Source organism: Planktothricoides raciborskii GIHE-MW2, assembly GCF_040564635.1.
Lineage (GTDB): Bacteria > Cyanobacteriota > Cyanobacteriia > Cyanobacteriales > Laspinemataceae > Planktothricoides > Planktothricoides raciborskii.
The window spans coordinates 1268056-1292527 of the sequence record NZ_CP159837.1; the positions used below are offsets into that span (position 1 = coordinate 1268056).

The following is a 24472-nucleotide window of genomic DNA, read 5'->3' on the forward strand; positions in this document are numbered from 1 at the left end:
CTTCGATGTCAGAAAGTTTATTGGTAATGAGAGGTTCCTCATGGCAAAACAGTTGTCGATTCTGTCGAGTGGGCAGGTAATCTCGACTGCCTTGCATACAGAAATGCAGCAGTCTTATCTTGAATATGCCATGAGTGTGATTGTTGGCAGAGCATTGCCCGACGTGCGCGATGGCTTAAAACCCGTACACCGCCGGATTTTATACGCTATGCACGAGTTGGGTTTAACCCCAGATAGACCTTATCGCAAGTGTGCGCGTGTGGTCGGGGATGTGTTAGGCAAATATCATCCCCACGGCGATCAAGCGGTTTATGATGCTTTGGTGCGGATGGTACAGACTTTTTCCAGCCGCTATCCTTTACTTGCCGGTCATGGGAATTTTGGCTCGATCGATAACGATCCTCCTGCGGCAATGCGCTACACCGAAACCCGCTTGTCGGCGATCGGTCAGGAAGGACTGCTCGGAGACATTAGTGAGGCTACGGTGAACTTTGTTAGCAATTTTGATAATTCCCAACAAGAACCCGTGGTACTCCCGGCGAAATTACCCGTGGTGTTGCTGAATGGTTGTTCGGGCATTGCGGTGGGAATGGCGACGAATATTCCTCCTCATAATCTCAACGAGGTGGTTGATGGTTTAATTGCCCTGATTGATTGTCCGACGTTATCAGACGAACAATTATTTAAGTTGATTCCCGGCCCGGATTTCCCCACGGGCGGTGAAATTGTTGATAACGAGGGGATTTATACCGCATATACCACTGGTCGGGGGACGATTCCGGTTCGGGGAATTACGGCCATTGAAGAAATCGAACGCAGTCGGGGACGCCATCGCCGCAATGCGATTATTGTCACCGAGTTGCCGTTTCAAGTGAATAAGTCCGCTTGGATTGAGAAAATTGCCGATTTGGTGAATGAGGGTCGGATTTCGGGGGTGGCGGATATCCGGGATGAGAGCGATCGCGATGGGATGCGGGTGGTAATTGAACTGAAGCGAGAAACCGATCCAGAAATCGTCCGGGAACAGCTTTATCAGCACACGGCATTACAAAGCAATTTTGGGGCAATTTTACTGGTTTTGGTAAACGGGGAACCGAGACAGCTTACCCTGCGAGAAATTCTGCAAGAATTTTTAGGGTTTCGTGAAGAAACTCTGACAAAAGAGTATTCTCAAGAACTTAGAGAAACAGAAAATCGACTGCATATTCTCTCCGGGAGTTTACTGGCGCTAACGAATCTCGATCGCACCATCGCGATTTTACGGGATAGTCCTGATGGTACTCAGGCGAAAATGCGATTGCAAACGGAGTTGGATTTGAGCGATCGCCAAGCGGAGGCGATTTTAGCCATGCCCTTGCGTCGGCTGACCGGCTTGGAACGGCAAAAATTACAAGCCGAATTGGATCAACTGACCCAACGGCAACAAGAGTTGCAAAAGTTATTGAGCGATCGCCACGAACTGTTAAAGGCATTAAAGAAAGATTTACGCGCCCTCAAGCGTAAATACGGTGATGAGCGGCGGACGCGAATTATTGCCCCTAAAAACGTCGGCCAAAAAATGGTGGCCGCGCAAATAAGCAGCGAAGGCACAAAAAGTCAAAATCTGACAACGGAGAAAAAATCTGCGGGAAAACAGGCTAAAACCACAGCCGCAGCAGGGGCAGGACTAGCTCTAGATGTAGCATTTAAACCGGAAGATACGGTGGTAGAATTCACTTACCGGGGGTATGTGAAACGATTTTCTCCCCAAAATTTTGAACGGCCAAAACCAGATAATAGCGCCACCAAAGATATCGAAGTCATTGGCAAGGCGATCGATGATTTTAGCCGGCAAATTTATCTCACTCGAACGGACAAAACCGTAGTTGTTTTTACTCGTACCGGCAAAGCTTATCCCTTAAATTTGCGTGACTTGCAATTAACCAACGGTCGCAGTTCAAAACCCATAGAGGGGCGGGGCACTCCCCTGATTACTTTGTTGCCGAATTCAGTTCAAGGCGATCCGAATATTATTGCTACACAATTACTCCTTTCCGATCAAACAAATGCCACTGATTTAGTTTTATTAACCAAGCGGGGCAGAATTAAGCGCATCTCTGTGGAACAAATTAGCAATTTAAGCAATCGCGGCTTAACCGTCGTCAAGCTGAAAGATGGGGATGAATTGTTATCGGTGAATTTGACTAAACCGGGAGAATTTGTGATTTTGGCCACTTCTGGGGGGCGGTTATTACGATTAGAAGTGAGTGACGACCATCTACCAATGATGAGTTATGGTACACAAGCCCAACAAGCTTTACGTTTAGGAAAACAGGAAAGTTTGGTCGGATTTGTCACCCTAAATGAGGCAGACAAATTTTTATTGTGTACCCAAGATGGCTGGGCTAAACGGATGAAAGTTAGCAGCCTCCGTTTGGCAAATCCCGGAGATATTGGCACTCAATCTTTACAGTTTAAAAATCAAACCGATACGGTGGTCGGCATTGTTCCTGCGGTGAAAACTGGTGAAGTTATTCTCGTGACCAGTCAAGATCGGTTGTTAAATTTGCCGATGAATGCGGTGAAGTTATGGGAGAAAGATGGGTCAGGCGATCGCATTAAAATCTTGCAACCTCACGAACAAATTGTCTCGTTAAATTTATCGATGGTTGTGGATGAATCTTGAGGTATGAAACCGATAAAATTACGGAAATACAAGGGGGTTTAAACTCTTCCAGGGTTCAAAGACAGGGTAGGGGTTCTCACGCTCCCACCATGTCTTGATAGCGATCGCGCCCTTGCTGTTTGGCGCGGTACAAAGCCACATCCGCTTGTTTCACCAATGCCTCTGGGGACTCACCGGCTGGGATCGTGGTGCAAATCCCCATACTGACGGTGACAATATCGCTGATATCGGAAGCTTGATGGGGAATTGAGAGCGATCGCACCTGAGCCTGAATGCGTTGGGCGATCGCCACTGCCCCTGGTTGCTGAGTGTTCGGCAAAACGACGACAAATTCTTCGCCCCCGTAACGGGCTACCAGGTCTGTGGTGCGGCGAATTGACCGCTGAAGCCCTTGGGCGACCTGCTTTAAACAATCATCTCCCGCTTGGTGGCCATAACTATCGTTAAACTTTTTGAAATAGTCAATGTCCAGCAAAATTAGTGATATTGGCTGCTGTTCTTGGCGGGCTTTTTCCCACTCTTGGGATAAGTATCGATCAAAATAGCGACGATTCGCCAACTGAGTCAGGCCATCGGTTTGGGCTAATTGTTCAAGCTGTTGATTGGCAATTCTTAAGTCATTTTCCATCTGTTTGCGATCGCTAATATCCAACAGGATGCCATGCCAACAAATATCCCCATTTTTTCTGAGTTCGGGACGAGAATTAGCTTGTAACCATTTTAATTGACCAGAGGGGGTAATGATTCGCCACTCATAGAAAAATAAATCTAATGTCTTGGCACTGGTGGCAAGCGCTTTCAGATATCCCTGGCGATCTTCTTCATGCATTTCTCCCAAAATAAACCGTAACGGATCGACTAAAATTTCCGCCACCGTTGCTTCAAAAATTGATTCAATTCCGCGACTGACATATTCAAATTCAATCGAGCCATTTCCTCGCTGCACCGAAGAATAAATTACCCCAGGAGCGGCATCAGAAAGGGACTGAAATCGGATTTGATTGTCTCGTAAGACGGTTTCAATTTTTAAGCGTTCTTCAATTTCCGCTTGTAAATATTTCGTTTTCTCTATAATTTTATTTTCTAATTCACTCTGGTAATTTTCCATGAGTTTTTCCGCCGATTTCCGGGCTGTAATATCTTGAAAAACTACGATTGAATGAGTAATATATCCCTGGGGGTCAAAAAAAGGCGTCGCTTCAGCTTCAATCGCAATTATTTGATGATTGGCGTGAATTTCTATATCTTCTGTTTTGACAATTTCTCCCTTCAAGGCTTTGACCACAGGTAAATTTTCCAGGGGATAAAGTATATCAGTATCAGCTAAATACAATTGATAGGCAATCACCTGCTCTGAGATATCAGCATCAGCCTTTATTTCTGAGTTTAACAGTTTTTTTGCAGCTTGATTCATGTAAACTAATGAACCTTTGGCATTGTGAATCGCTACCCCCACGGGAATGGCTTCGAGGAATTTTTCTAATCTGGCTTGACTTTCTGAGAGTTGTTGATTTAAATGATTCATTTCCTGAAATGACTGATGCAGGCGATCGCCCATATAGACAAAAGTATCCGTAAGCTGTTGCATTTCCTTGACTAATACAGGGGGCAAGTCACATTCAAAGTTGCCTTGGGCGATCGCCTGAGCCGAATTCCGTAACCGCAAAATCGGTTGACTAATCCATTGGGATGTATAAATTCCCAACAGAATTGCAGCCGTCAAAGCCAGACTGACTAAAATCAAAGTATCACGCACATTTTGATAAATTTTCCCCATGATGTCAGATTCAGGAATAGTAATGACAATTAGCCAGTCCAAACCATAATCATCTTGATAGGAAAACACTTCCGTAAAATAACGTTGAGGGAGTTGCCAAAACTTTTGATCGGGGGGTTTGGCGAAAAATTCTAAACATTCACCGTTACGGATTTGAGCCAAGTTTTTGGTTTGCTTAATCACTTCCTGGGCGGTGGTTCGAGTCAGCCAATCCTGACTTTTTACCGCCGGTAGGCGAATTAATTTCTGGCCTTTAATGTTTTTTACATAAGGTTTTTCTTTGGTGGAGGTTGCTACGATATCCCCAGTTTTTTCCATAATAAATATTTGACCATGAGGAGAAAAAGACATTTCGCTTAAAAATAAGCTGATATGGGAAAGAATCACATTTGCCCCAAATACCCCCCATAATTCCCCTTTGGAGTAAATCGGTGCGATCGCATTCATGCTGGCCCAATCCACCCCTGTCCAAGGGGCGATCGGTGTCCATGCTTGGGTATTCGGGGGTTGTTTAATTCCCTGTTGATACCAAGGGCGATCGCGATTATCCATTTTCAGGGATTGAATTAACTGGGTGGGTTTTCCCGTCTCCGAAGCCAAATAATAATTTCTTTCTTTCTCATTGCCTGATGCGAGAATGATGGAATTCGGCGCACTTATTCTCCCATCTTTGTCCCGCCCAACTCCGACAATAATCCCTTGAGTATTGAGCAATTTGAGGCTATTAATATCCTCATAAATTTTAACTTCCTGCCATAATCGTTGTTGAATTTCCGAGACATTTTCTAGATTCAGATTTCCCTGTTCAATGGCTAATAAGTTTAAGGCAATCAGTTTTTGCGGGGTCTGTAAATAATGATCGAGGCGATCGCGGACTTGTTCTGAGACTTTATGGATTAGCTGTTCTGCCATATCCTGCACTGCTTCTTGTCCACTGCGGAAAGAAAGATAGCCAACTAAGCCCACAATCGTAGAAAGTTGCAGCAGAAACGGAACTACTAGAAAAACTCGTAAAGGAATGCGGGCGATCGCTCCCTTTAAATGTCTGTTCCAATGATTAACTTGCATTAAATTTTTCCAGCTTTTCAAAGTAAAGAATATTTCTTTGTATTGAATCTAGTGAAGCCCTACTGTAAACCATCTTTAGTCAAACAGAGGCAATCCCAATATTACTTTTGTTTTTGGGTAATTTGCTTAAGTTTTTGGGTAAACTTAGGAAACCATTCAATCAGTTTATAAACGATCGCCTCCCCGGTGCGATCCATAAATTCCTGAATTGGTTCCCAGCGTTGCTGCACTTTCTGCCAAATCGACTTAACTTGATAAGCATATAAAATCGTTTGGGGATAGCGTTTAATAAATTCAACCAACCAGTGAATGGCTTTCTGTTTCGCGGTTTTGCGGCTGGCTTTTGCCCGTGCTTCTAAAATTGCCGTATATACCTTGGCCAAATGGGGCATTTCCGACTTCGCCCATTTTTTGTGGATGGGATTTTTGCTATCCGTAAGCATTTGACAAGTTTCTAGGGCTTTTTCAATTTGGTTATTTTGTTCATAAGCCGCTACCAAATTGATCTGGGCTTTTTCGATGGTTGTTTGATCCAGTTCCGTCTCACAAACGATTTCCAGTTGAAAAATTGCTTCTTCGTAATCCTTGGCTTTCAGGGCTTCCAGTCCGGCAATTAAATTTTTATTTTTAATGCTCATAGTCTGAGAACTTATTATTACTTGATCAATATTGTATCGAGCCGGATATCCAATTGGCGCGACAGCCCATCAGCAGATCAATCAGAGATAAGATCAATCAGACATAAAATTGGGGGCGGATCTGATGTGCGATCGCCGCCCCCAATTTTACCCAGCAAATTAAGACCAAACATCTTTAATTTTTGGCTTCAATTTTTGGTTTCAGACAATCGATGCATAATCGTCTCATGGTCTAAACCTTCTGTCACCCAACCTTCCACAGGTTCCAGACGGTCTGGCAAGCCCAAAATAAACCGATTACAATCAGCCCCAAGGGATTCACAAGTGGTTTGCACGCAGGCAAGTTCTCGCCCCGTGAGTTGACTAAAATAGCTAGTTAAAATTCCCGCTTCTAAAAAACAAGCAGGCCCCGACCAGTTCTCGGTTTTTTTGGCAAAAGAAGAATTAGTAATTTTAAAGACCAAAAATCCTTTTTGATAATAATTTTGGTCAAATTCAAATAATCCCCAGCCATGAGTTTTCCAAAATTGTTGCAAACATTGGACAAAAGAAATCATGTCCATTTCGGCAATTGATTTATTATAGTAATCCTGGATTTCTTCGCAGAACCGCACATATAAATTCTTGCCCCACCATTTGCCACAATTAAACAAAACTAAACGGGTGGCGGATCCCGTTTCTTTTTCCAAGCCGCTGTAAATAGCCTCAATCAGGGTATCGGGTAAAGCCAAGAGGCGATCGCCCCGACGATTCTCTAATAATCCTAATTCTAAATCCCCCTTCACATAAACATCCCAGGCAAAATAATTTCCCGAAAGTTTCTCGTTGTCTTCTAACAAATTGGCGATAGAAATCATGCTGGTGCCTCATCACTATTTACTTGAATGAAAATCTTTGTCATTTATCAGGAATTGCCGGTTTCGGTCGGGATAATTAAATCTTTGGCTTTTTGAAAAACCGGCTCTAATAACCTAAGATCGTCTGGAGATAGATGGTTTGTTGATTCCTGCATCAGCAATTCATAAATCTGGACATCAATTTGATAGGTTTCATAAGTTTCTAGGAAACCTTTCACCCAATCCTGTAAACGGTTTTGTAAATAAGAAAGATCGTTGATCAGCATCGCCGTCGCACTATAGCGAACAATCAATAACCAATATTTCAAACACCGTTCTAAGTTTTGTTCGCTCTCATTGGGCAATATCTTGACTAATCCATCGGCGATCGCTTGAAAAATATTCGTTTCTTGTTCTCGCAGTAGTTCATAGGTTTGTAAGCGTCTATTCAAAGATGCCGCATGACGACGATAAAGTTCAATCTCTTTCGGTTCTAGGTATCGCTGTTCAGCCGTTTCTAGTAGGCTCAAAAGCTCTGGATGCATAGCGTTAATTCTTAGGTAGATGTGGACAAATAGTATGTCAGCAATATGTAGGGTGGGCAACCCCCCAGCCCCCCCCTACTACTCAAGCATACTAAAAAGAGTCGAGGAGATCCTCAAGGGTGACATCCTCAAGCGGATCATTTTCTAGCAAATCAAGATTAGCGGAGACTTTTGGTAAAGAACCGATAATAGGAGTTCCTTCCCAGGGAATTAAGCGGAAATATTCTGCCACCAATAAACTTAGTCGAATTTCGGGAACAGTTTCTTGATCGATATTTTCCAGAATTGCTAGGGGTTGACCAGCCCAGTTACATTGGCTAAAAAACTGATCGACTGATAGTTTTAGTAAAGTCCTACCATTGCTCATTTTAATCGATCCCCAGATTGCATTCGTCGTTGAATATCGTTAGCGGTGGCTCCTTCATTTTGCCAAAAAGCAGCCGCATCAATCCGATCTTTGTTGCCGATGAGAAATTTACAGTAAGTTTCGCCCATTGAGTAGCATTGCAGTTCAATGCAGCTTAAGGGTTTTTTCACTAAGCAGCTAAAGAAACCGGCAAATAACCCCGCGTAGATATAACAAACAGGTTTGCCCACATCTCCCAGGGTGCGAGCTACGGCAGAATCAAATAAGTTAATGAACATAAATCCATGTTTGCGATCGCTCAAATCGACTTCCCATCGTCCCCACCCTTGAGAAGTAAAAGGCCACCACCATGTTTCCAATAAAAACATTAAATTTGTCTGGCGCACTTCTCGTTCATATTCTTTTTCAAACCATTCTTTAAAAAAAGCAGCATCTTTGTTGCCCCATTCTTCGCCAATGGTGTACATAATCACCGAAGAAGCAGGACCCACTTCTTCTTCTAATCCTTCCACTAACCCAATAATAAAATCTTCACTGGTCAAAATATTCCGAGACTGATTCCAGTCGGTAATGCTGCCCTGGGCGGCATCAAAATGAAAAAAGTCCTTAAACCCGTAATGATTATGCTTTTTGGGATGTTTGGCTCGGAGAGAATGTGTGAGTTGGGTAGCTGCTTGTTGACCCGTGGAGACGACCATAAGGTTTATACTCCTATTTCCAATTGAATATTTCCAATCAAATTTGCAATCGCCTGAAAAAGCTTGATTAATTGACGGTTGACGGTTAACGGTTAACGGTTAGCGCTTCACTGTTTGCGGTCAAGGGTCAATAGAAAGCTTTAATGTATTATTTTGCACCAATATGTTGTCCATGATGTTGTGGATGATCTAGTCCCCATATCCGATCCCAATATCTTGTCCGAATATTTGTCCGAATATTGACAGAGAAAAAAAGGCTCAAGAAACTGGGCTATGGGCTGTCAATCCGGGAATTGTCCACGACATTTTACCGCCGTTTACTGAATCAATGGGATGATTCTTCCTCATTTGAGACAACCACCACTCATAAAAGATGACCCTTATTTAATTTACTTTATGGCGAATCATGGCACATCGGTTGTCGTTGAAACAAACTTTTAACAATCATTCCTCACTGGCTTTGCCACTGTCTATGACTCGATGGGGGATAAATGGCTACTGTCTTCTCGGCCAGCGCAGAGCTTGATCCGCTGCTAGTTGCCGCGCCACTGCCGCTGCGCCAAAGCGGTTGAGATGACTGGGGTCTTCAAAGTATTCATTGCGGCTGAGATTTCCCTGGGAATAGTCCCGCCAGACAAAGCCGAGCGATCGCGCCTGATTCTGCATATATTGACGAAATTGTTGTTGGCGATAACTGCGGCTACTGTCCAAGTAGTCATTGGTGACGGGCAAGTTGACCACCAACAAGGGAATTCTCCGGGCTTTGGTTAGGGCTACCACCGATCGCAATGCCGCATCTTGACTCCCTCCGAGTTGAAACCGGGCATAGTCCCCATCATAATTTCCCGATACTCGCGGATTTTGTCGATAATAAACCGACGGATTAAATCGAGTAGAGACGGCTCTAAAACCATTGGCATCAATGGCCTCAAACAAAGAACTGCCTGGACCCCCTTGAGCCAAAATTCCTGGCATCATTACCCCTGGGTCATCCCAGGTTTCATGATGGACTACCGGCTGATAACTATAAAGCTGTTTGGCGTGAAAAGTCTCTTCGCTGATAGCGGTAGCGGGCAGTTGCGACCCCAGAGTCGGGCGAGTGCCGGACATTAAGAGTTGATAGCCCGGAGAATTGAGAATCTCGTTGTAGGTGCGATCAAATCGACCATTATTAAATGCTCGCAAGCCATCTGCCCAGATAATCATTCGGGGGAGTTGGTTGGGGGTTAACAATTTGCTCAACATAAAATTGACCACTTGAGCCGTTGCACCATTGACACTAAAGTTAAAAATTCTTAACCCCGGATAGCCCCGGGCAGCTAAGGCTTGCTGTAAGACACTTGGATCGATCCCTTGCAAAGCCCGAGAACTGCCAATTATCGCCACATCGGGAATACCCACGGCAGCAATATAAGACAAGTACAGTTCCAATTGTCTATCGAGGATTTCGCTGCCAAGGGTGGGATAAGATAAGCCAAAATTTCCCGCCGCCCTTCGTTGTGCTTGGGTGAAATTTTCTAAATATTCCACGACTTTTTTCTCGGCAAATACCCGTTTAGGACTATTGGGTGGAACGCTTTGCATCCAAGCCACTGCCTCGATCCAAGCCATTGCTACTTGGTTCCAGTCTGTGGGACTGAAGGCGTTTTGAGCCAGAGTTGCCGCCCTGGTTGCTTGGCCGATCGCTTCTCGAAACGGATCTGCCGGTCTGGAGACAGTCAACAGGTTGAGTGGTTTGGCCGATCGCGCGGCAATGGGCAATCGCATCACCGTCGCCAGAGTCAGGGATAAAGTAGCAGAGGAAATGGCGATCGCCCCTACCAATCGATAGAGGTAGCCGTATTTAGACATAAACCAATTTGAATTACTTGGACTTAATCCGATCGATTTGCTGTTGCAACTCCTCAATTTGCCGCCGCAACCTTTCCGCTTCATCCGATGAAGATTCAGAACGCACTGGCACCGACCCTTGTGCTCCTGCCCGAGCATAATTCCCGGCTCTAATTTGTTGATATTCTCGTGAAACTGCCCACTCTCGCAAATAGCTAAGGCGTTCCACGGGAAACGGATGACTTAACATCATACCTTGTGCCCCGTTGTACAGCAAAAACTTATACAACTGATTCAGATTATCATCGTCAAGTTCCTGATAATTTTCCGACTGTTTAATAAATTCATCTAAGTGACATTCATGGCTAAACTGGTGACTTCCCCCGGCAATTTTCATCATGCTATACATTACTGGATTTAAATCATCCATGACCAACAGGGAAGCGCGATCTGCCGATAATTCGGCTTTGCGTCGCCATTCATAAAACGCGAAAATCAAGCCGCTGCCGATTAAATTGCCTAAGCCCATCGTCATTTCTCCTAGGGTTGAAGCAAAGTTAATCGCCCAAATTGCCATTTGAATTAAAATAGTATGCTCGCATTTAATATGGCCGAGTTCATGGGCAATTACCGAGCGAATTTCTGTTTCATTGAGAATATCTAACAGCCCCGTATTGATCACAATATACGGATGTTCTTTGCCCAAGGAATAGGCATTCACCACCGGATTTTGGCTGACAAACAGAGTCGGTTCTGGGTAAACATCTAAATCCCTGACACATTCCCGAAAAATTCCGTACAAGGTGGGATACTGACGCGGCCCAACTTGGATACTATTGCCCATGTGATAGACAAATTGAGGCCGTTCATAGATAAATTCCACAAATTTGCTGGCTAGGAGTTCAAATCCGGGCAGACTGCGTAAAGCTTCCTCCGCTTCGCGATCGAGGGGATGGCGAAACGCTTCACTCGAAATTCCAGTATAAGTAGGCATAATGACAATCCTTCAGAATCCTTAATGGTTTGGCAAAATCAACTTCAGTCTATATTATTGACAAAAGCTGCGGAAATTGGCACCCCTGACAGTCACCCCTGACAGTCACCCCTGACAGACCCGGAATGACCCGGAATGACTTAACTCGGTTGCCGATAATTCTTCTGCTTCACCTCTATGCAAATTTCAGCACCTCTGCTATAATCAGTGTATGTGTTCATTGCCGGTGTAGCTCAGAGGCCAGAGCATTCGATTCGTAATCGAATGGCCACGGGTTCGACTCCCGTCATCGGCTTAGGTAAAACCCTGATACGGTGAAGGTTTTAGCCACTCTCCAAATTGGTCAGAGTAGTTTTTTAGTGCTTTTTTGGGCTTAAGTGGGATAGCGGTTTTCTTTCTTACAGCGGTTACTTGGTTTCAACCAGGAGATTTTAAGCGAATGGCATAAACAAAGTTTTCTTTCAATTTGTAAACATAATGCTTTCTAATTATTTCCTTAATTCTATAGAAATTAGCCAACCATTTTAGGGTATGCCCGTAAATAATGCTGCGGTGGTTTTGCAGGCTTTCTGGAAATGAGAATAAACCGGGAAAAGTGGCAAAACCCAAATCATTAATCATAAGAATCACAATCGGGTTGGCACTAATGGTGTAAATATTTCTGTTGCGGGCGATCGCCTCTTCACAGGCAGCATAAAATAAGCGTTTGCCAATTCCTTGACCGCGATACGCTTCCCGGACATATAAAACAGCGATTTTTGTCCAATTTTGAGCAAAGTCACTATTTAAACTAACTCCCATGAGATGCCCATTGTCATCTTCCGCAATGCGGATATTTTCCGCTTGCATCCATTCTGAGAATGTATAACCAACAATATAAGGAGTTCCCTGGATTTCTTTGACCAGTAAATTCGCTTCATCAGGGGTGACATTTCGTTGGATAATTTTTACCATTGGTTTATTTTTAATTATTTTATATTATTTTACATTACAGTGGGTATTCTTAGGTTGGGTTTCGTTACAAAAAGCCAACCTACAATTTTAGTAGGGGCGAAGGATTTCGGCAAATAGCTATTGGTTAAAACAATGAATTAACTGCCGGAATGCTTCGCCCAGTGGGTATTCGTAAGTTGGGTTTCGTTCCTCAACCAAACCTACAATTTTCTTTTATAAGGAAAGGGCGAATACAAATAATTAATAATTTAAATTATTAATTATTTGTTAATGGGCAATAATAAAAAAATTAGAGAAAAAAAACATGAATAACCCTAGATAAATGCTAAGATTTGCTTGGCAAATTCTTTTTAAGACATTCCAGGAATTATGTTGGTTTTCAAACTCTTGATAACTGACTTTAAATTTTGACAAACCATGAGAGGTTTCTTGGAAAACTGTTTCATAATGGTAAAATCCCCAAAAGATAATCAGTAAGACGATCGCCACCACAATCACCCCAATCCAAAACCAGGCTTGGGCTGCTTCAGATAAGACATTTTTATGGGCATAAAATTTATTGATACTGATGTGAAACAAAACGACAATAGCTAACCCAGAGAATAAGGACGTATAACGTTTGATTAAGTTAATTAGATCGTAGCAATATTTTTGAAAAATGTCAATGAGATGTTCGCGGATTACCGCATCTTTATGGGCTTTCACCGATGGATTCAATTTGATGTTTAATATTTAGGCTTTGCGATCGCAGTTGCAGCAAATCCTTAATTGCGGCATAACCAGCGCCCGCAAATACCCAGACCGCTAACCCAAAGTTAATTGTTGAATAAGGCAAATATAATAAGTAAGGGATATGATAGGTAAAAAAATTATCTGCGGTTGAAAAAACCACCTGATATTTGTCCTTAAGGGCATTTGGCCCAGTCCAGAGATGGTGATCCAATAATAAACCAGCGATCGCCAATGAAAATAGGCCAATAAATACCCGGAATAAACTAAAAATTCCTATGGGGTCTTTCAGGGGGCGGCGAAAGGCAAAAAACTCTCTTGTTTCTTGAGAAAACTTACTAGCTACCAGATAAATAATGCCGACAATTAATATCATACTTTGAGCCAGTTCCACAATCCAACTTTGTTTGCCAAAGGATGCTAACCAAGGTTCACTTTTGACTAAAACGTAACTGGCTAAAAGAGATAAGGTACTGATTATGGATAAATAAATACCGAGTTTAATGGCAAGTTTGGGCGCGATCGTGTCCCAATCAAGGGGCAGATTATTCTGGTAATAATCCCTGAGGTAATTGACCGCAACTTCTGGGGAAATTGTGGGTGATAAATCTAAGGAAATACCGGAGTTTAACCATTCCTGCCAAGTGGGAGAAAACCCAGCGGGATTTTGAAAAATGACTGGCAACCAACTCACCCCAGGATATTGCTGATGAAAGGCATCTTCTAATACTCCCCTTGCATAACGGACTGAGGCATAAAATGATTCATCATTGGCAAAAGACCAGAGAAATTCTTGCAAAAACTTGGTGGCTACTTCGTCCGGGACTGGTTCGCGCATGACAATGCTTTGGGGTAAGTGCAATTGGGTGAGTTGATTGGCTAATCCCAAGCCATCACAAGAGTTGAAAATTGCCAGTTGTAGCCCGTTTTCGTTAATGGCAATATCTAAGGCATTTTTTAAATCGGCGATCGCCATCCAGTCGGTTTTATTAAGTTTAAATCGGCCAATTTTCCCATGTTCATCACTTTGGGAATGACCGGCAAAAAAGAATATATGCCAGAATTCTTGGCGCAAGAGTTGCCGGAGTTGTTCTGGGGTGGGTTGTTGCAGAATGGTAATTTCCCCTTGGCGATCGCGCAACGCTTCTAAAACTTGTCGATCGATGTCTAGTTGCAGATGGGTAGCATCACCAAAAACTGCCAGAATTTTCACAGTTTTACTGGGGAAAATATCCCGATTCGGTCGCTGATAGCTGCGGGGACTTAAGGCAATATCTGTTTTCTTATAATTTCCCCTGGCAAATATATCCCAAGTATGCCAAGGAATTCGCCGTAAATCAATATCCTCCGTTTCTAGCAAAATCCGAGTTTTTTCTTGGGTATTTTGCAGCAATAAATCCCGAATGTCGCGCCATTGCTTATCCCCATAATTTAGCCATTCATTCAAGCGATCGGTTAATTCTTGGGCAACTTGCGGATTTGGGGACACTACTTGACTAGAAATCGCTTCCAGTCTCGATGTTTTTACGGATTGAAAGTTAGACCGCCATCGATTGAGTAATTCCGGGATGTCTGGGGCTGGTGGAAGGATGCCCGGAATTTGGATCTCGGTTTCCGTTGGCGGGTCATCACCCCGAATTTGCAACAAAGCCCGAAATCCTTGCTCAAAATTGCCCTCTTGCAAAATTAGTATGACTAACTTGGCCATCAGTTTTTCAGACCTGTGAATTTGTGAATTATTTAGATCAAAATTAGATCGTAAAATTTTGGTTAATTATATCATTGTCTAAAGAAATTTTCACTGTAAACGGTTCCCCCTGGTCGCCTCTAAAGTCTAATTGTAAAAAACCGCTGGTGGCATTGGCGATCGCGGTGGTCAAAATCGGGTTTCTTTCTAGATCGAGGAGAGTTAATTCTAAATTTGCGGGCAAATGGTTGGAGGCTGGGGTAGGGTGGACTTGCACGCAAATCCGAGCTTTTGCCTCAGTTTCCTGGGCTAAAGCTATGACTAATACTAGGGAAATTCCGGCGATATTAATCCGCTGTCCCCCGATAATTTCTGCCTGCCAAGCCGATCGCCAACCAAAGGCTAACTGCATTTGAGTGGAACTTAATAATGAGGCGATCGCCTGCCAACCAGCGGAAAAAATATCGGGCCGCCATTGGCTTAAATTTACCGAATCTTCCATCGGCGCGATCGCTGCCACTGCTTCTACTGGTAGCCCGGCAATTTCGGTTAAATCACCCCGATTAAATAGAGATTGAATGCGTTTAAATCCTGCTTCACTGCCAGCAAATTCGATGATAATCGATCCTGCGGTTATATTCATTATATTTTGAGCGTCGTCCCCAGCAATTTCACGAACTACAGTTTGAATTTTTTTGAGTGATTCTGGGGTTAATTCGGCTAAATTACCATAAAGCTTGATTTGCCAGCGAACAATTTTATGATTTCCCTGCTGTTCTATTTCAGCGGTTAATTGATAGTCATAATTTGCTGAGGCAATCGCCGCATCCCGGTTCTCTGGGATAGTCTCTTCATCCCCTCGATGATTTGGGCGATCGCTGGAATATAATGACTTTTTAAACCACTGTTTTTCTAAAATAAAATTCATAATTTTTTATAAATTTTGGCTGGTTAAATCTAAATACAATGATAATTTTTCGGCTTTTGCCCCTGTTTTCACCTGGCGCAGGTCGGTTAATATTTGCAATTCCTCTAAATGGGCGATCGCATCTTGAATTTCTGCTTTCTTTTTCTCACTAGGGTAGGGCATTTTTGTCATTAACTTAACTATATTTGCTTTAGTAGTGTAATGAACCAATAACCGATAGCGATCGCGCTGACCTACTTGCCATTCTACCTGGAGAAGTTCCGGGGAATAATTGCGGCTATCCAGCAAAACTTGCAAAAACCTACTCACCCGTTCCCTGGGAATTTTTCCCCAAGTCAAGTTTTTTCTTTGCGGCATTCTCACCTCCAAATATAACCACAGGTAAATCAACAGGTCAATCATGGGCGAAGGAAGCATCACTGTAAAAAATTCTGGCTTTTAATCCATCTAACTTCTGCGGTCATGCTTCGCCCCTACAGATATATTTACAATGCAGGGGATGATCCCAACAGGTCTAATCATCTGGGAGATCCCATATGAATTTCCGGCATCCCAGAGACGGAACCCTTAAATTATAAGGCTTTATCAGCAATTTTCATCACGATTCTGGGAGTATTGACTTGTTTTTGCCTCCCAATTGATGCTTTTTATTAGCGTTTTTTAGGCAGTAGGCATCATTGTTATGTCATTTTTTAACAAAATTAAACAACTAGACCTAGGTCCGATCGCATATAAATTGATGCACCCAGAAACTGGGGAAGGATTAACTTATCAGCAAGTGAATCGCGCTTTAAGCCGTTATTTGATGTTTCTGGGTTTAATTTATCTTTATCCTAATGTAGCGATCGCCCCGAACCGAGAAATCGATCACGTTTGGCATCAACATATTTTAGATACCAGCAAATATGCCCAAGATTGTCAAATGTTATTTGGTCGGTTTATCCATCATTTTCCTTATTTTGGCATTCGCGATGAGGGCGATCGACAACAACTCAATGCTGCATTTGCCCAAACAGAAGCATTATTTGAAAAACACTTTGGCATCAACCTCGCTGAAGCCGAATCCAGCAACTCAGAAGACTCTAGCAATGATGCTAAAAAACCGGGAGTTTGCGTGTTAGTAGAACATACCAATGCCATGCGACCATCAGTAGATATTAAAGTAGAAATTAGCGACTTTTTTGGGTAATTTGTTGACATAAATCTGCCAGAGTAAGGACACGGCAATGCCGTGTCCTTTGGGCGAAGCATTCGCGCATGAATTTTAACGATTTATCCACAGGATGTAGGCGCGAATGCTTCGCCCCCCTACATTGGTAAAACTCATCACCGTTTTTTCCCTCTTGATCATCGGTTGCCAAATTAATTACCCCATAAATCAACCCATCCGCTGCCAAATTAATTACCCCATCAATCAACCCATCCGTTGCCAACACCCAAAGAATCCCTACCCAAAGAATCCCTACCCAAAGAATCCCTACCCAAAGAATCCCTACCCAAAGAATCCCTACCCAACAACCACTCTAAAATGACAAAAACTCATCCATTTCTGCCACTTCTCGCCGCATCAATAAATGGCGAAAATCTTCCCTAGCTAAAGCAGCCCAATATTTTGCTTCTTGCCAATTTTTTTGGGCTTTTTTCAATAAGGCAAATGCCCGCTTACAAAAAGCCAAACAACGGCGATCGCCATTCTTTTCCACCTCTGGTAAAGCCTCTTTTAACAAAACCTCAGCTTTTGGAAGTAAATTCAGGCTAATGGCAACCAAAGCTAACCAAATTTGGCAAAAAATCATCGCTCGATGCCAACCAGTTTTCCTAGCTTCTTCTGCGGCTTTTTCATATTTGCGCTGGAATAAACTCGGCTTTTTTAAAATGCAGTTCCCCGCGATAGTAAAGAATTTGAATGGGAATTCGGGGATGTCTGGGGTCATTAGGGGGCAGATTTTGGTACAATTTAGTCACTTCACTAAACCATTGATTAGCAGCGCTTTCATTTTGTTGATGAACCTGGAGCACTGCCATGTCCAAGGCTAAATTGATGCTAATGGTTAGTTGATAAGTTTGACATAGTTGCCAAGCCTGGTTTAACAGTTGGGTTGCTTCTTGTCGATCTTCCGGTTGATCTAGTAAAATTAGGGTGCGACTTTTATCCCCGATCGCCTCTACCACCGTCAGCCAATCGGCTCGGTTTTCCGCTGTTTCTCGCCACCAATCCATCCAGCGCAACCGTTCCGACCAATATCCAGCAAAATGGGTATAGCCTTTAAGGTATTGCCAAAATTGACCAAAATCTTCATAGCGATCTGCCATAATTGTCCATTCGATCGCTTCACTTATATTTTCCCATTCTTGGTCTAATTCTGTAAATTCACTCCATTCTTGTGCATCGGTTTTGCCATACTTTTGGCAATAGTTTAAATACCATTTCACCCAGCGATCGCGGGCAAGTTTCTCGAAGTTGGGATAACTTTGGAGTTCAGTTAATACATAACCCCGCGTCAAGGGCAACATTTGATAGCGTCCTTGATGCAGTTTCACCAGAAATAACTGTTGCAACGGGGCAAAATGATTCAGGTCGGGAACATTCCCTACTGCGCTGACAGCTTCTGGTAAAGCAGGATTGGGAAAAATAGCCAAAGCCATGAGCAGAAAATGGGGCGGTTTTTCCCGCAAAGGAATCACCGAACCCTGGAAACAATAGCGGGCAATTTCTCCGTCGGAGTGATTCAAATTGGCGATCGCTTCAGTGAAATGATAACCGGCACTCAGTTGACCAATAGTATAAACAATTGCCGCCGGAATTCCCCCGGTAGTGGTATAAATGACCTCCGCTTGTTTAGGCGTAACCGGGATATCTTTTTCCTGGGCGTGATGGTTGATTAAATGCAGGCTATCTTTTTTATTAAAACATTCTAGGCGAATCGAAACATCTAATAAAGCTTGTTGACGGCTAGTAATCAATACTTTTACCGTAGGGGGCGCTTCAAGTAAAAAAGAACGCACATCATTTAAATCTGCCGCTGTTTCCAGATTATCGATCATTAATAAAGTGCGTTGATAAGATAAGCAATCCAGAATTTCCTCCAGTTGGCGATCGCTATCTCCCATCAGTAGATCGTGACGTTGCAAAGTACGGGCGATCGTGCGGAAAATTTCTGACTATTCTCTTTTTTTAACCGAGGTAAAATACCCGTACTCGTGAGTCGGTGGGGTTTCGCCGAAGTAAAAATCATCGCGTCAAAATTCGGCGATTCTGCTGACTCTAAAAAAGCATAAGCCGCTTCCACAATTAACGTAGTTTTGCCTGCCCCACCAATTCCTTCAACGCTAATGCGATGGATGCGACTATCCCAAGATAAGAGTTTCAGCAAGCGATTCAATTGTTTTTCGTGACCGATAAAAGTAGTGTGATCGCGGGTGGGGAGGTTTTGGTAAATCCGTTGTGGAGGGAAAAAATTTCCCATCGCCCTTTGTCCCCCTCTTAATAATAGGAGTTGGGGTAATAGGGGTTGGGTGAATCCTGTAGTCATGGGTTGGTTTCCCTTCCCTGGGTTTCCTCTGTCGTCGGGTTGGGAGTATCCATCCGAGGTAAATTCCCCAGGATATTCTCTGAGCAAAGCTTGTCGCAGTTTTGGTAGTATTTCTTTTTTTAGAATGGTTTTCGTATTTGCATCCACGACCCCCACTTTTTTCAAAGCAGCAGTTAATTTTCTCCGCAATTTGGGAGAAATTGTTTGCCTGAGATAATCGGGGGTGAATTTGATGGATTTATCGCTAGTTATTTGTTCATAACTGCGATCGCTGATGATGCCTTGGAGGGTGATCTTCTCTAAATCAGAGAAAATTTCATTAGTCGTTCGTTCGAGTAACTGTTGGGCAAAGGCGAAAAGTTCTTGCACTTCTTCTTGATTCATGGGTCAAAAAAATTAAACGGTTTGCGGTTGATAGCTGACAGTTGATGGGGGTGCAACGAAGATACATATATAGAATGCACCCATTGACGGTTATTTTTTGTCCTTGGTCATTGGTCATAAGTCCTTTGTCTGTATTTAAATCTACAAAAATGTTAAACATTAAAAAATATTTATGCAACTGGGATTTGGTTGGCGATGAAAGGGTTTGCTAAGGGCTACCCTAGCAAGTTAAATACATTCAGAACCCAGGGCGGAAATATCTCCGTATTTTTGCGGAGATATTCAATGTTTTTGCCTGAAAATAAACTTTACAAAAGTTTACAAAAGTTACCGTTAGCGACATTTTGCGACATGGGAAAAATGTCGCAAATTTTTCGAGCGGCAAGGCCAAAAGAGGCGATCGCCGCTTCAGTCCTAGGCTACACAAAGGATTTAGGCTAAGGCTGATGATAATTATACCGCAATTGTCCACCAAAAATTAGATAAATTTAGTAATGATTTTCATCGACATTTTTAATGGTTATTTAAAGTGTTGGTAAAATGTCGAAAAATGTCGAAAAATGTCGCAAAATGTCGCAATACATGGGTCTTGACAGTTGATTTTTAGATCGGTTAACATCGGTGTTAAGAAATTAAAAAGTTAATCAGCGGTCGATTAAAACACGACACAAGCAAAGGGGCTTTACCAAAAATTTGACTCATGGCTTTACCGGGGAATTATCTATTTAGGGAATTGAAGGTCAGCCTTGGCAATTTTTCGGTTAATTCTTTTCGTTACTGTAAGACAGTTTTTCCGTATTTTTAAGTCAGAACCAGGGAACGAGTTTAAGTCGAAAAATGCGATGGGCGATCGTTGTGCTGTAATTTCTGTAATTAAGGAGTTTTTTCTGTGAAAATCAAGCAAAAATTCATAAACCGTACAATAGCGGGAACTGTCACTATCTTGGCCATATTGGGGAGCATTCCCGAAGTGATTCAAGCAAAAAATGCTTGGTCAAGTTATAGCAATACATCAGAAAATATCGGTTTAGATATTCGCCTTAAACAACGAGGCCAAATTCGACCCGAAACAAGTCAGAGAGTTGTTCAAACAAAACGGCAAAATATGGGAGGAGGGTATAGTGAAGTAGAAGCCACTCTCTATCGCGATGGATCGTTGAGGATTCAAGGTTCCGCGATTGCTACGGAGCGAACACAAGGTGTTCGCGCTACAGTTAATGTAGTTGGATATGACAGAAGAGGAAATACATTATTTGTCTCACAACCCTTGGATATACCTACAGCTTGCGGAAAATGGGATCCAAGTTGTTCTTCACGTGCCAGCGGTCTGAGCAATCAGAACATCTCTCCTGAAATAGCCAAGTATATAAGTCATCTTCACCTAGAGTTTTCTGAGCGTCAAGGTCCTGATATTTTTCAAAGAACCACGCAATTGATTCGCCAGACTTGTACCAGCTACAATTATCTGCCTGTTGCCGCTCGGGCTGCTATAGCTTATCAAACCGGCTTTCCAGGATGTAATTTTTAGATAAAACCAAATGTAATAACGTGACAATTATCCTTACCCACTGCCTTCGGATAAGGATATAACGAAAGAGAGATCGCCCCTCACAGCTAAATCAATCAAAAGGTCGATCGCCTTTTTTTACCAGGGTTCATTTGGTGCGTTACGGCGGCGCAATTGAAGGTTATTTGTGGTTAGAAAAAATTTTCGCGCCGCCTAACACACCCTACCAATGATGGGCGATCGCATCTTCGGATTTCTTATATTATAATTGTCCATGAGCGCAACTCACAATACTCACAATATCATAAATTAACCAAAAGATGAAATTAACTAAAGGTTTGAGACTATTTTACCAAATTAGTATTGCCTCTATCCTCATATTGTCTACCTCTTCTTGCTTTGATTTAGGAAAGGTAGACAATACCTTAGCTGAGTTCGATCGAGCCATTAATCGCTTAGAGAACGAATCGGCCAATTGGCGTCAGGTGGTTAAAGACTTGGAAAGTTCAACTAAAGAAACTATTAGCTATGAATTAGAAAACTTTGCTGAAACTACCATAAATACTGCGGGAGCAGAAATGCGATGTAATGCTACTTTTGTCAATGACTATGTTGGCTATGAACTTCAGAAAAAAATTCTCAAAAAAAGAAACGAGTTAGCCCAAAAAATTGGAGCATCTCCCCGAACCATACCCGCCCCCCTACCTGTGATTTGTAATGATCCAAAACAAATAATCTTAAAAGGAAACCAACCCCAAACTTCATCGGTTGAGTTATATGGCTATTACCTGAATCCTAACGAGTTTCAAATTATTGCAGAGTTGAATGAACAAGCAGCCCGAAAAGCTAAGATAGAAAATCCTAGTTCTCCTAGAGTTATCAAGAAAAGGTTAGCTGGGGGTCAATTTAAGGTGTCTCTAAATTTAGGAGAGAATGGAATTTCCGGTGATTTACTCCAAATAATCGATCGCATTATTCTGAAAAGCCAGAATCAGGAAATATATATCCTTCATGTAATTCATACCCGTGCAGAACGCACCAAAGCAAAAGTTACAGTAAATTTCAAATCCGTTTATCTTGAGGATGATGCCGATCCGGCTGGGTCAGCGGAAGTGGATTTCACTTTTCGGGTCAACGGTCAGACAAAAACTTGGCGAAACTCTAATGCCAATAGCGGGAGGACTTATTCAGTTAATAAACAATTTCAGGTAACTTTATCCAAAGAAGAAAATCTGAGTATTTATGTCAATGGTGTGGATGAAGATGGCGGGTGGATGGACGAAGACGATCCATTAGGACAAGTTACAGAAACTTTTTCCGCTAGTAGAAACTGGGGATTGGGGAGTCACAATCTGAGAAGTAATTGCCCCGATGGATGTTATTACGTTAACTTTGATGTAAATGTTGACTGGATTGATTGAACGGAGGAGCGATCGCTTTTTTGTGGGGGCGATCGCTTTTCTTAGGGAGACAGAAACCGGGGCAGAAACCGGGTTTCTATAGAAATCTCGGCCTGGATACCAAAATTATCGGAGAAACCCGGTTTCTGTTTCTCTCACTGGTTAAGATCCAGTATTTTCCGCTGATTTATCAGCAACCTGCTGCACCAATTTTATATCCAAATTTAACGCCTGGGCAACTTGTTCTACACTTAAACCCACTGCCAATAAACTAGGCACAGATTCCAGTTTACCCTCTTCTTTACCTTCTTCTTTCCCTTGTTGGTAAACTCTTGTTTGTTTTAAATCACTTAAGCTAAACATTGCTTGGATTTCCTCCTTGGTTAATTCAGTAAATTTATAAATCAACACCGTTTCTACTAATTCTACAACTTTTGCCTTCAACCCTGGATCACTCAGTTGGTTCGCTTGCTGCATAGCTTGGGCGGTCAGGGGTTTGGCTGTCTCTTTATCTCCCACCACCAACTGCACAATACTCAGTCCCAGGGAGGGAGAATCTGACAGGGTAAGTTCATCCAAATAGACAAGTTTCAATTGCTGACTCATCAGCAAACCCCGATATTGAACCGGCACTTCTGGGGCTATTCTCTTAGAGACAAATACCGCGATCGCACACCAATCTTGAGTGGGTTGATATTGACCCAGATACACAAATATTTCCGTAAAAAAGCGCCAGTAAAAGTCGGATTTTTCCTGAAACTGCACTTCCACGAAATAAATGGGTAAATCCGCATCTGCCGCTGGCAAAAATATGCCATCAAACCGGCGAGCCAGTTCTTTAATTTCCCTAGAGGAGAATTCATAGCTGTTGGCGGATTTTGGGTCAGCCCCAATCAGTTCAAATACCAGACTAGGAAATGTCTGAAATAATTGATAAAATATCGTATCAGTTCTCATTGATTAATTTGAGTAATTCCTGATTTAAATTATACCATAATCACAGAAACCGGGTTTATATAGATATATCGGGCTAGAACCCAAAACGCCGCAACCCGGTTTCTGTTTCTCTCACTGGTTAAGATTTAGGATTTTCCGCTGATTTAGAGGCAACCTGCTGCACCAATTGTATATCCAAATTTAACGCCTGGGCAACTTGTTCTACACTTAAACCCACTGCCAATAAACTAGGCACCGATTCCAGTTTACCTTCCAGTTTACCTTCCAGTTTACCTTCCAGTTTACCTTCTTGTTTACCTTCTTGTTTACCTTCTTCTTTCCCTTGTTGGTAAACTCTTGTTTGTTTTAAATCACTTAAGCTAAACATTGCTTGGATTTCCTCCTTGGTTAATTCAGTAAATTTATAAATCAACACCGTTTCTACTAATTCTACAACTTTTGCCTTCAACCCTGGATCACTCAGTTGGTTCGCTTGCTGCATAGCTTGGGCGGTCAGGGGTTTGGCTGTCTCTTTATCTCCCACCACCAACTGCACAATACTCAGTCCCAGGGAGGGAGAATCTGACAGGGTAAGTTCATCCAAATAGACAAGTTTCAATTGCTGACTCATCAGCAAACCCCGATATTGAACCGGCACTTCTGGGGCTATTCTCTTAGAGACAAATACCGCGATCGCACACCAATCTTGAGTGGGTTGATATTGACCCAGATACACAAATATTTCCGTAAAAAAGCGCCAGTAAAAGTCAGATTTTTCCTGAAACTGCACTTCCACGAAATAAATGGGTAAATCCGCATCTGCCGCTGGCAAAAATATGCCATCAAACCGGCGAGCCAGTTCTTTAATTTCCCTAGAGGAGAATTCATAGTTACTGGCGGATTTTGGGTCAGCCCCAATCAGTTCAAATACCAGACTAGGAAATGTCTGAAATAATTGATAAAATATCGTATCAGTTCTCATTGATTAATTTGAGT

The 24472-nt window shown here is 42.6% G+C and carries 24 protein-coding genes and 1 tRNA gene; 6 read left to right on the top strand and 19 right to left on the bottom strand.

Features of this window, described 5'->3' with window-relative positions:
* Positions 1-40: 40 nt before the first annotated feature.
* Positions 41-2665: a DNA topoisomerase (ATP-hydrolyzing) subunit A gene (locus ABWT76_RS05295; protein WP_054466486.1), complete on the top strand. Its 2625-nt coding sequence runs from the start codon at positions 41-43 to the stop codon at positions 2663-2665.
* 76 nt (positions 2666-2741) lie between these two features.
* On the opposite strand, the gene ABWT76_RS05300 is transcribed toward ABWT76_RS05295, so the two are convergent.
* From ABWT76_RS05300 to ABWT76_RS05335, 8 genes are all read right to left on the bottom strand, one after another.
* The gene (locus ABWT76_RS05300; protein ID WP_054466485.1) at positions 2742-5510 is read right to left on the bottom strand and encodes a diguanylate cyclase domain-containing protein; all 2769 of its coding nucleotides are present in this window, start codon (positions 5508-5510) and stop codon (positions 2742-2744) included.
* A 101-nt stretch (positions 5511-5611) separates the two neighbouring features.
* Positions 5612-6148: an outer membrane protein assembly factor BamD gene (gene bamD / locus ABWT76_RS05305; RefSeq protein ID WP_054466484.1), complete on the bottom strand. Its 537-nt coding sequence runs from the start codon at positions 6146-6148 to the stop codon at positions 5612-5614.
* 188 nt (positions 6149-6336) lie between these two features.
* Positions 6337-7005: a V4R domain-containing protein gene (locus ABWT76_RS05310; RefSeq protein ID WP_054466483.1), complete on the bottom strand. Its 669-nt coding sequence runs from the start codon at positions 7003-7005 to the stop codon at positions 6337-6339.
* A 47-nt stretch (positions 7006-7052) separates the two neighbouring features.
* Positions 7053-7529, bottom strand: coding sequence for a hypothetical protein (locus tag ABWT76_RS05315; protein WP_054466482.1), 477 nt, complete (start codon positions 7527-7529; stop codon positions 7053-7055).
* Between the two features lie 91 nt (positions 7530-7620).
* Positions 7621-7896 (bottom strand): hypothetical protein, encoded by a 276-nt coding sequence (locus tag ABWT76_RS05320; RefSeq protein WP_054466481.1) that lies wholly within the window; start codon positions 7894-7896, stop codon positions 7621-7623.
* A complete protein-coding gene (locus ABWT76_RS05325) occupies positions 7893-8594 on the bottom strand; it encodes a V4R domain-containing protein (protein ID WP_054466480.1) in 702 nt (233 codons plus the stop codon). The genes ABWT76_RS05320 and ABWT76_RS05325 overlap by 4 nt, the downstream gene beginning before the upstream one ends.
* Before the next feature lie 495 nt (positions 8595-9089).
* A complete protein-coding gene (locus tag ABWT76_RS05330) occupies positions 9090-10445 on the bottom strand; it encodes a hypothetical protein (protein ID WP_190879741.1) in 1356 nt (451 codons plus the stop codon).
* Between the two features lie 13 nt (positions 10446-10458).
* On the bottom strand, positions 10459-11418 hold the full coding sequence (locus ABWT76_RS05335) for a M48 family metallopeptidase (protein ID WP_054466478.1): 960 nt from the start codon (positions 11416-11418) through the stop codon (positions 10459-10461).
* Positions 11419-11640: 222 nt separating this feature from the next.
* Here ABWT76_RS05335 and ABWT76_RS05340 point away from each other — a divergent pair.
* A tRNA-Thr gene (locus ABWT76_RS05340) sits at positions 11641-11713 on the top strand.
* Between the two features lie 122 nt (positions 11714-11835).
* On the opposite strand, the gene ABWT76_RS05345 is transcribed toward ABWT76_RS05340, so the two are convergent.
* The 5 genes from ABWT76_RS05345 to ABWT76_RS05365 form a co-directional block, all read right to left on the bottom strand.
* Entirely contained in the window at positions 11836-12372 is a 537-nt protein-coding gene (locus tag ABWT76_RS05345; RefSeq protein ID WP_190879743.1) for a GNAT family N-acetyltransferase, read from the bottom strand.
* Positions 12373-12639: 267 nt separating this feature from the next.
* The gene (locus ABWT76_RS05350) at positions 12640-13089 is read right to left on the bottom strand and encodes a hypothetical protein (RefSeq protein ID WP_156331731.1); all 450 of its coding nucleotides are present in this window, start codon (positions 13087-13089) and stop codon (positions 12640-12642) included.
* Positions 13064-14809, bottom strand: a complete 1746-nt coding sequence (locus ABWT76_RS05355) for a CHAT domain-containing protein (protein ID WP_054466475.1) — start codon at positions 14807-14809, stop codon at positions 13064-13066. The genes ABWT76_RS05350 and ABWT76_RS05355 overlap by 26 nt, the downstream gene beginning before the upstream one ends.
* A gap of 43 nt (positions 14810-14852) precedes the next feature.
* On the bottom strand, positions 14853-15716 hold the full coding sequence (locus ABWT76_RS05360; RefSeq protein ID WP_354635762.1) for a DUF1822 family protein: 864 nt from the start codon (positions 15714-15716) through the stop codon (positions 14853-14855).
* Positions 15717-15722: 6 nt separating this feature from the next.
* Complete coding sequence (locus ABWT76_RS05365; RefSeq protein ID WP_156331730.1) at positions 15723-16133, bottom strand: hypothetical protein; 411 nt, start codon at positions 16131-16133, stop codon at positions 15723-15725.
* Positions 16134-16398: 265 nt separating this feature from the next.
* Between ABWT76_RS05365 and ABWT76_RS05370 the strand changes: the two genes are divergently transcribed.
* Entirely contained in the window at positions 16399-16905 is a 507-nt protein-coding gene (locus ABWT76_RS05370; protein ID WP_354635763.1) for a hypothetical protein, read from the top strand.
* On the opposite strand, the gene ABWT76_RS05375 is transcribed toward ABWT76_RS05370, so the two are convergent.
* The 4 genes from ABWT76_RS05375 to ABWT76_RS05390 form a co-directional block, all read right to left on the bottom strand.
* Positions 16886-17152 carry a hypothetical protein gene (locus tag ABWT76_RS05375; protein ID WP_190879749.1) on the bottom strand — a complete coding sequence of 89 codons (267 nt, stop codon included), beginning with the start codon at positions 17150-17152 and terminating at the stop codon, positions 16886-16888. The two genes, ABWT76_RS05370 and ABWT76_RS05375, sit on opposite strands and share 20 nt — an antisense overlap.
* A gap of 87 nt (positions 17153-17239) precedes the next feature.
* A complete protein-coding gene (locus tag ABWT76_RS05380; RefSeq protein WP_054466470.1) occupies positions 17240-17512 on the bottom strand; it encodes a hypothetical protein in 273 nt (90 codons plus the stop codon).
* 43 nt (positions 17513-17555) lie between these two features.
* Positions 17556-18848 (bottom strand): NB-ARC domain-containing protein, encoded by a 1293-nt coding sequence (locus tag ABWT76_RS05385; protein ID WP_354635764.1) that lies wholly within the window; start codon positions 18846-18848, stop codon positions 17556-17558.
* Positions 18827-19633, bottom strand: coding sequence for a hypothetical protein (locus ABWT76_RS05390; RefSeq protein WP_054466468.1), 807 nt, complete (start codon positions 19631-19633; stop codon positions 18827-18829). Before ABWT76_RS05390 ends, ABWT76_RS05385 begins: the two co-directional genes overlap by 22 nt.
* Before the next feature lie 285 nt (positions 19634-19918).
* Here ABWT76_RS05390 and ABWT76_RS05395 point away from each other — a divergent pair, with 285 nt between their 5' ends.
* From ABWT76_RS05395 to ABWT76_RS05405, 3 genes are all read left to right on the top strand, one after another.
* Complete coding sequence (locus ABWT76_RS05395) at positions 19919-20074, top strand: hypothetical protein (RefSeq protein WP_156331729.1); 156 nt, start codon at positions 19919-19921, stop codon at positions 20072-20074.
* A 448-nt stretch (positions 20075-20522) separates the two neighbouring features.
* Positions 20523-21161 carry a hypothetical protein gene (locus tag ABWT76_RS05400; RefSeq protein ID WP_156331728.1) on the top strand — a complete coding sequence of 213 codons (639 nt, stop codon included), beginning with the start codon at positions 20523-20525 and terminating at the stop codon, positions 21159-21161.
* A 299-nt stretch (positions 21162-21460) separates the two neighbouring features.
* Entirely contained in the window at positions 21461-22561 is a 1101-nt protein-coding gene (locus tag ABWT76_RS05405; protein ID WP_054466465.1) for a hypothetical protein, read from the top strand.
* Positions 22562-22702: 141 nt separating this feature from the next.
* Here the strand turns inward: ABWT76_RS05405 and ABWT76_RS05410 are convergent, their stop codons facing one another.
* Positions 22703-23497, bottom strand: coding sequence for an Rpn family recombination-promoting nuclease/putative transposase (locus ABWT76_RS05410; protein WP_354635765.1), 795 nt, complete (start codon positions 23495-23497; stop codon positions 22703-22705).
* A 118-nt stretch (positions 23498-23615) separates the two neighbouring features.
* Complete coding sequence (locus ABWT76_RS05415) at positions 23616-24458, bottom strand: Rpn family recombination-promoting nuclease/putative transposase (protein ID WP_354635766.1); 843 nt, start codon at positions 24456-24458, stop codon at positions 23616-23618.
* Positions 24459-24472: the final 14 nt, after the last annotated feature.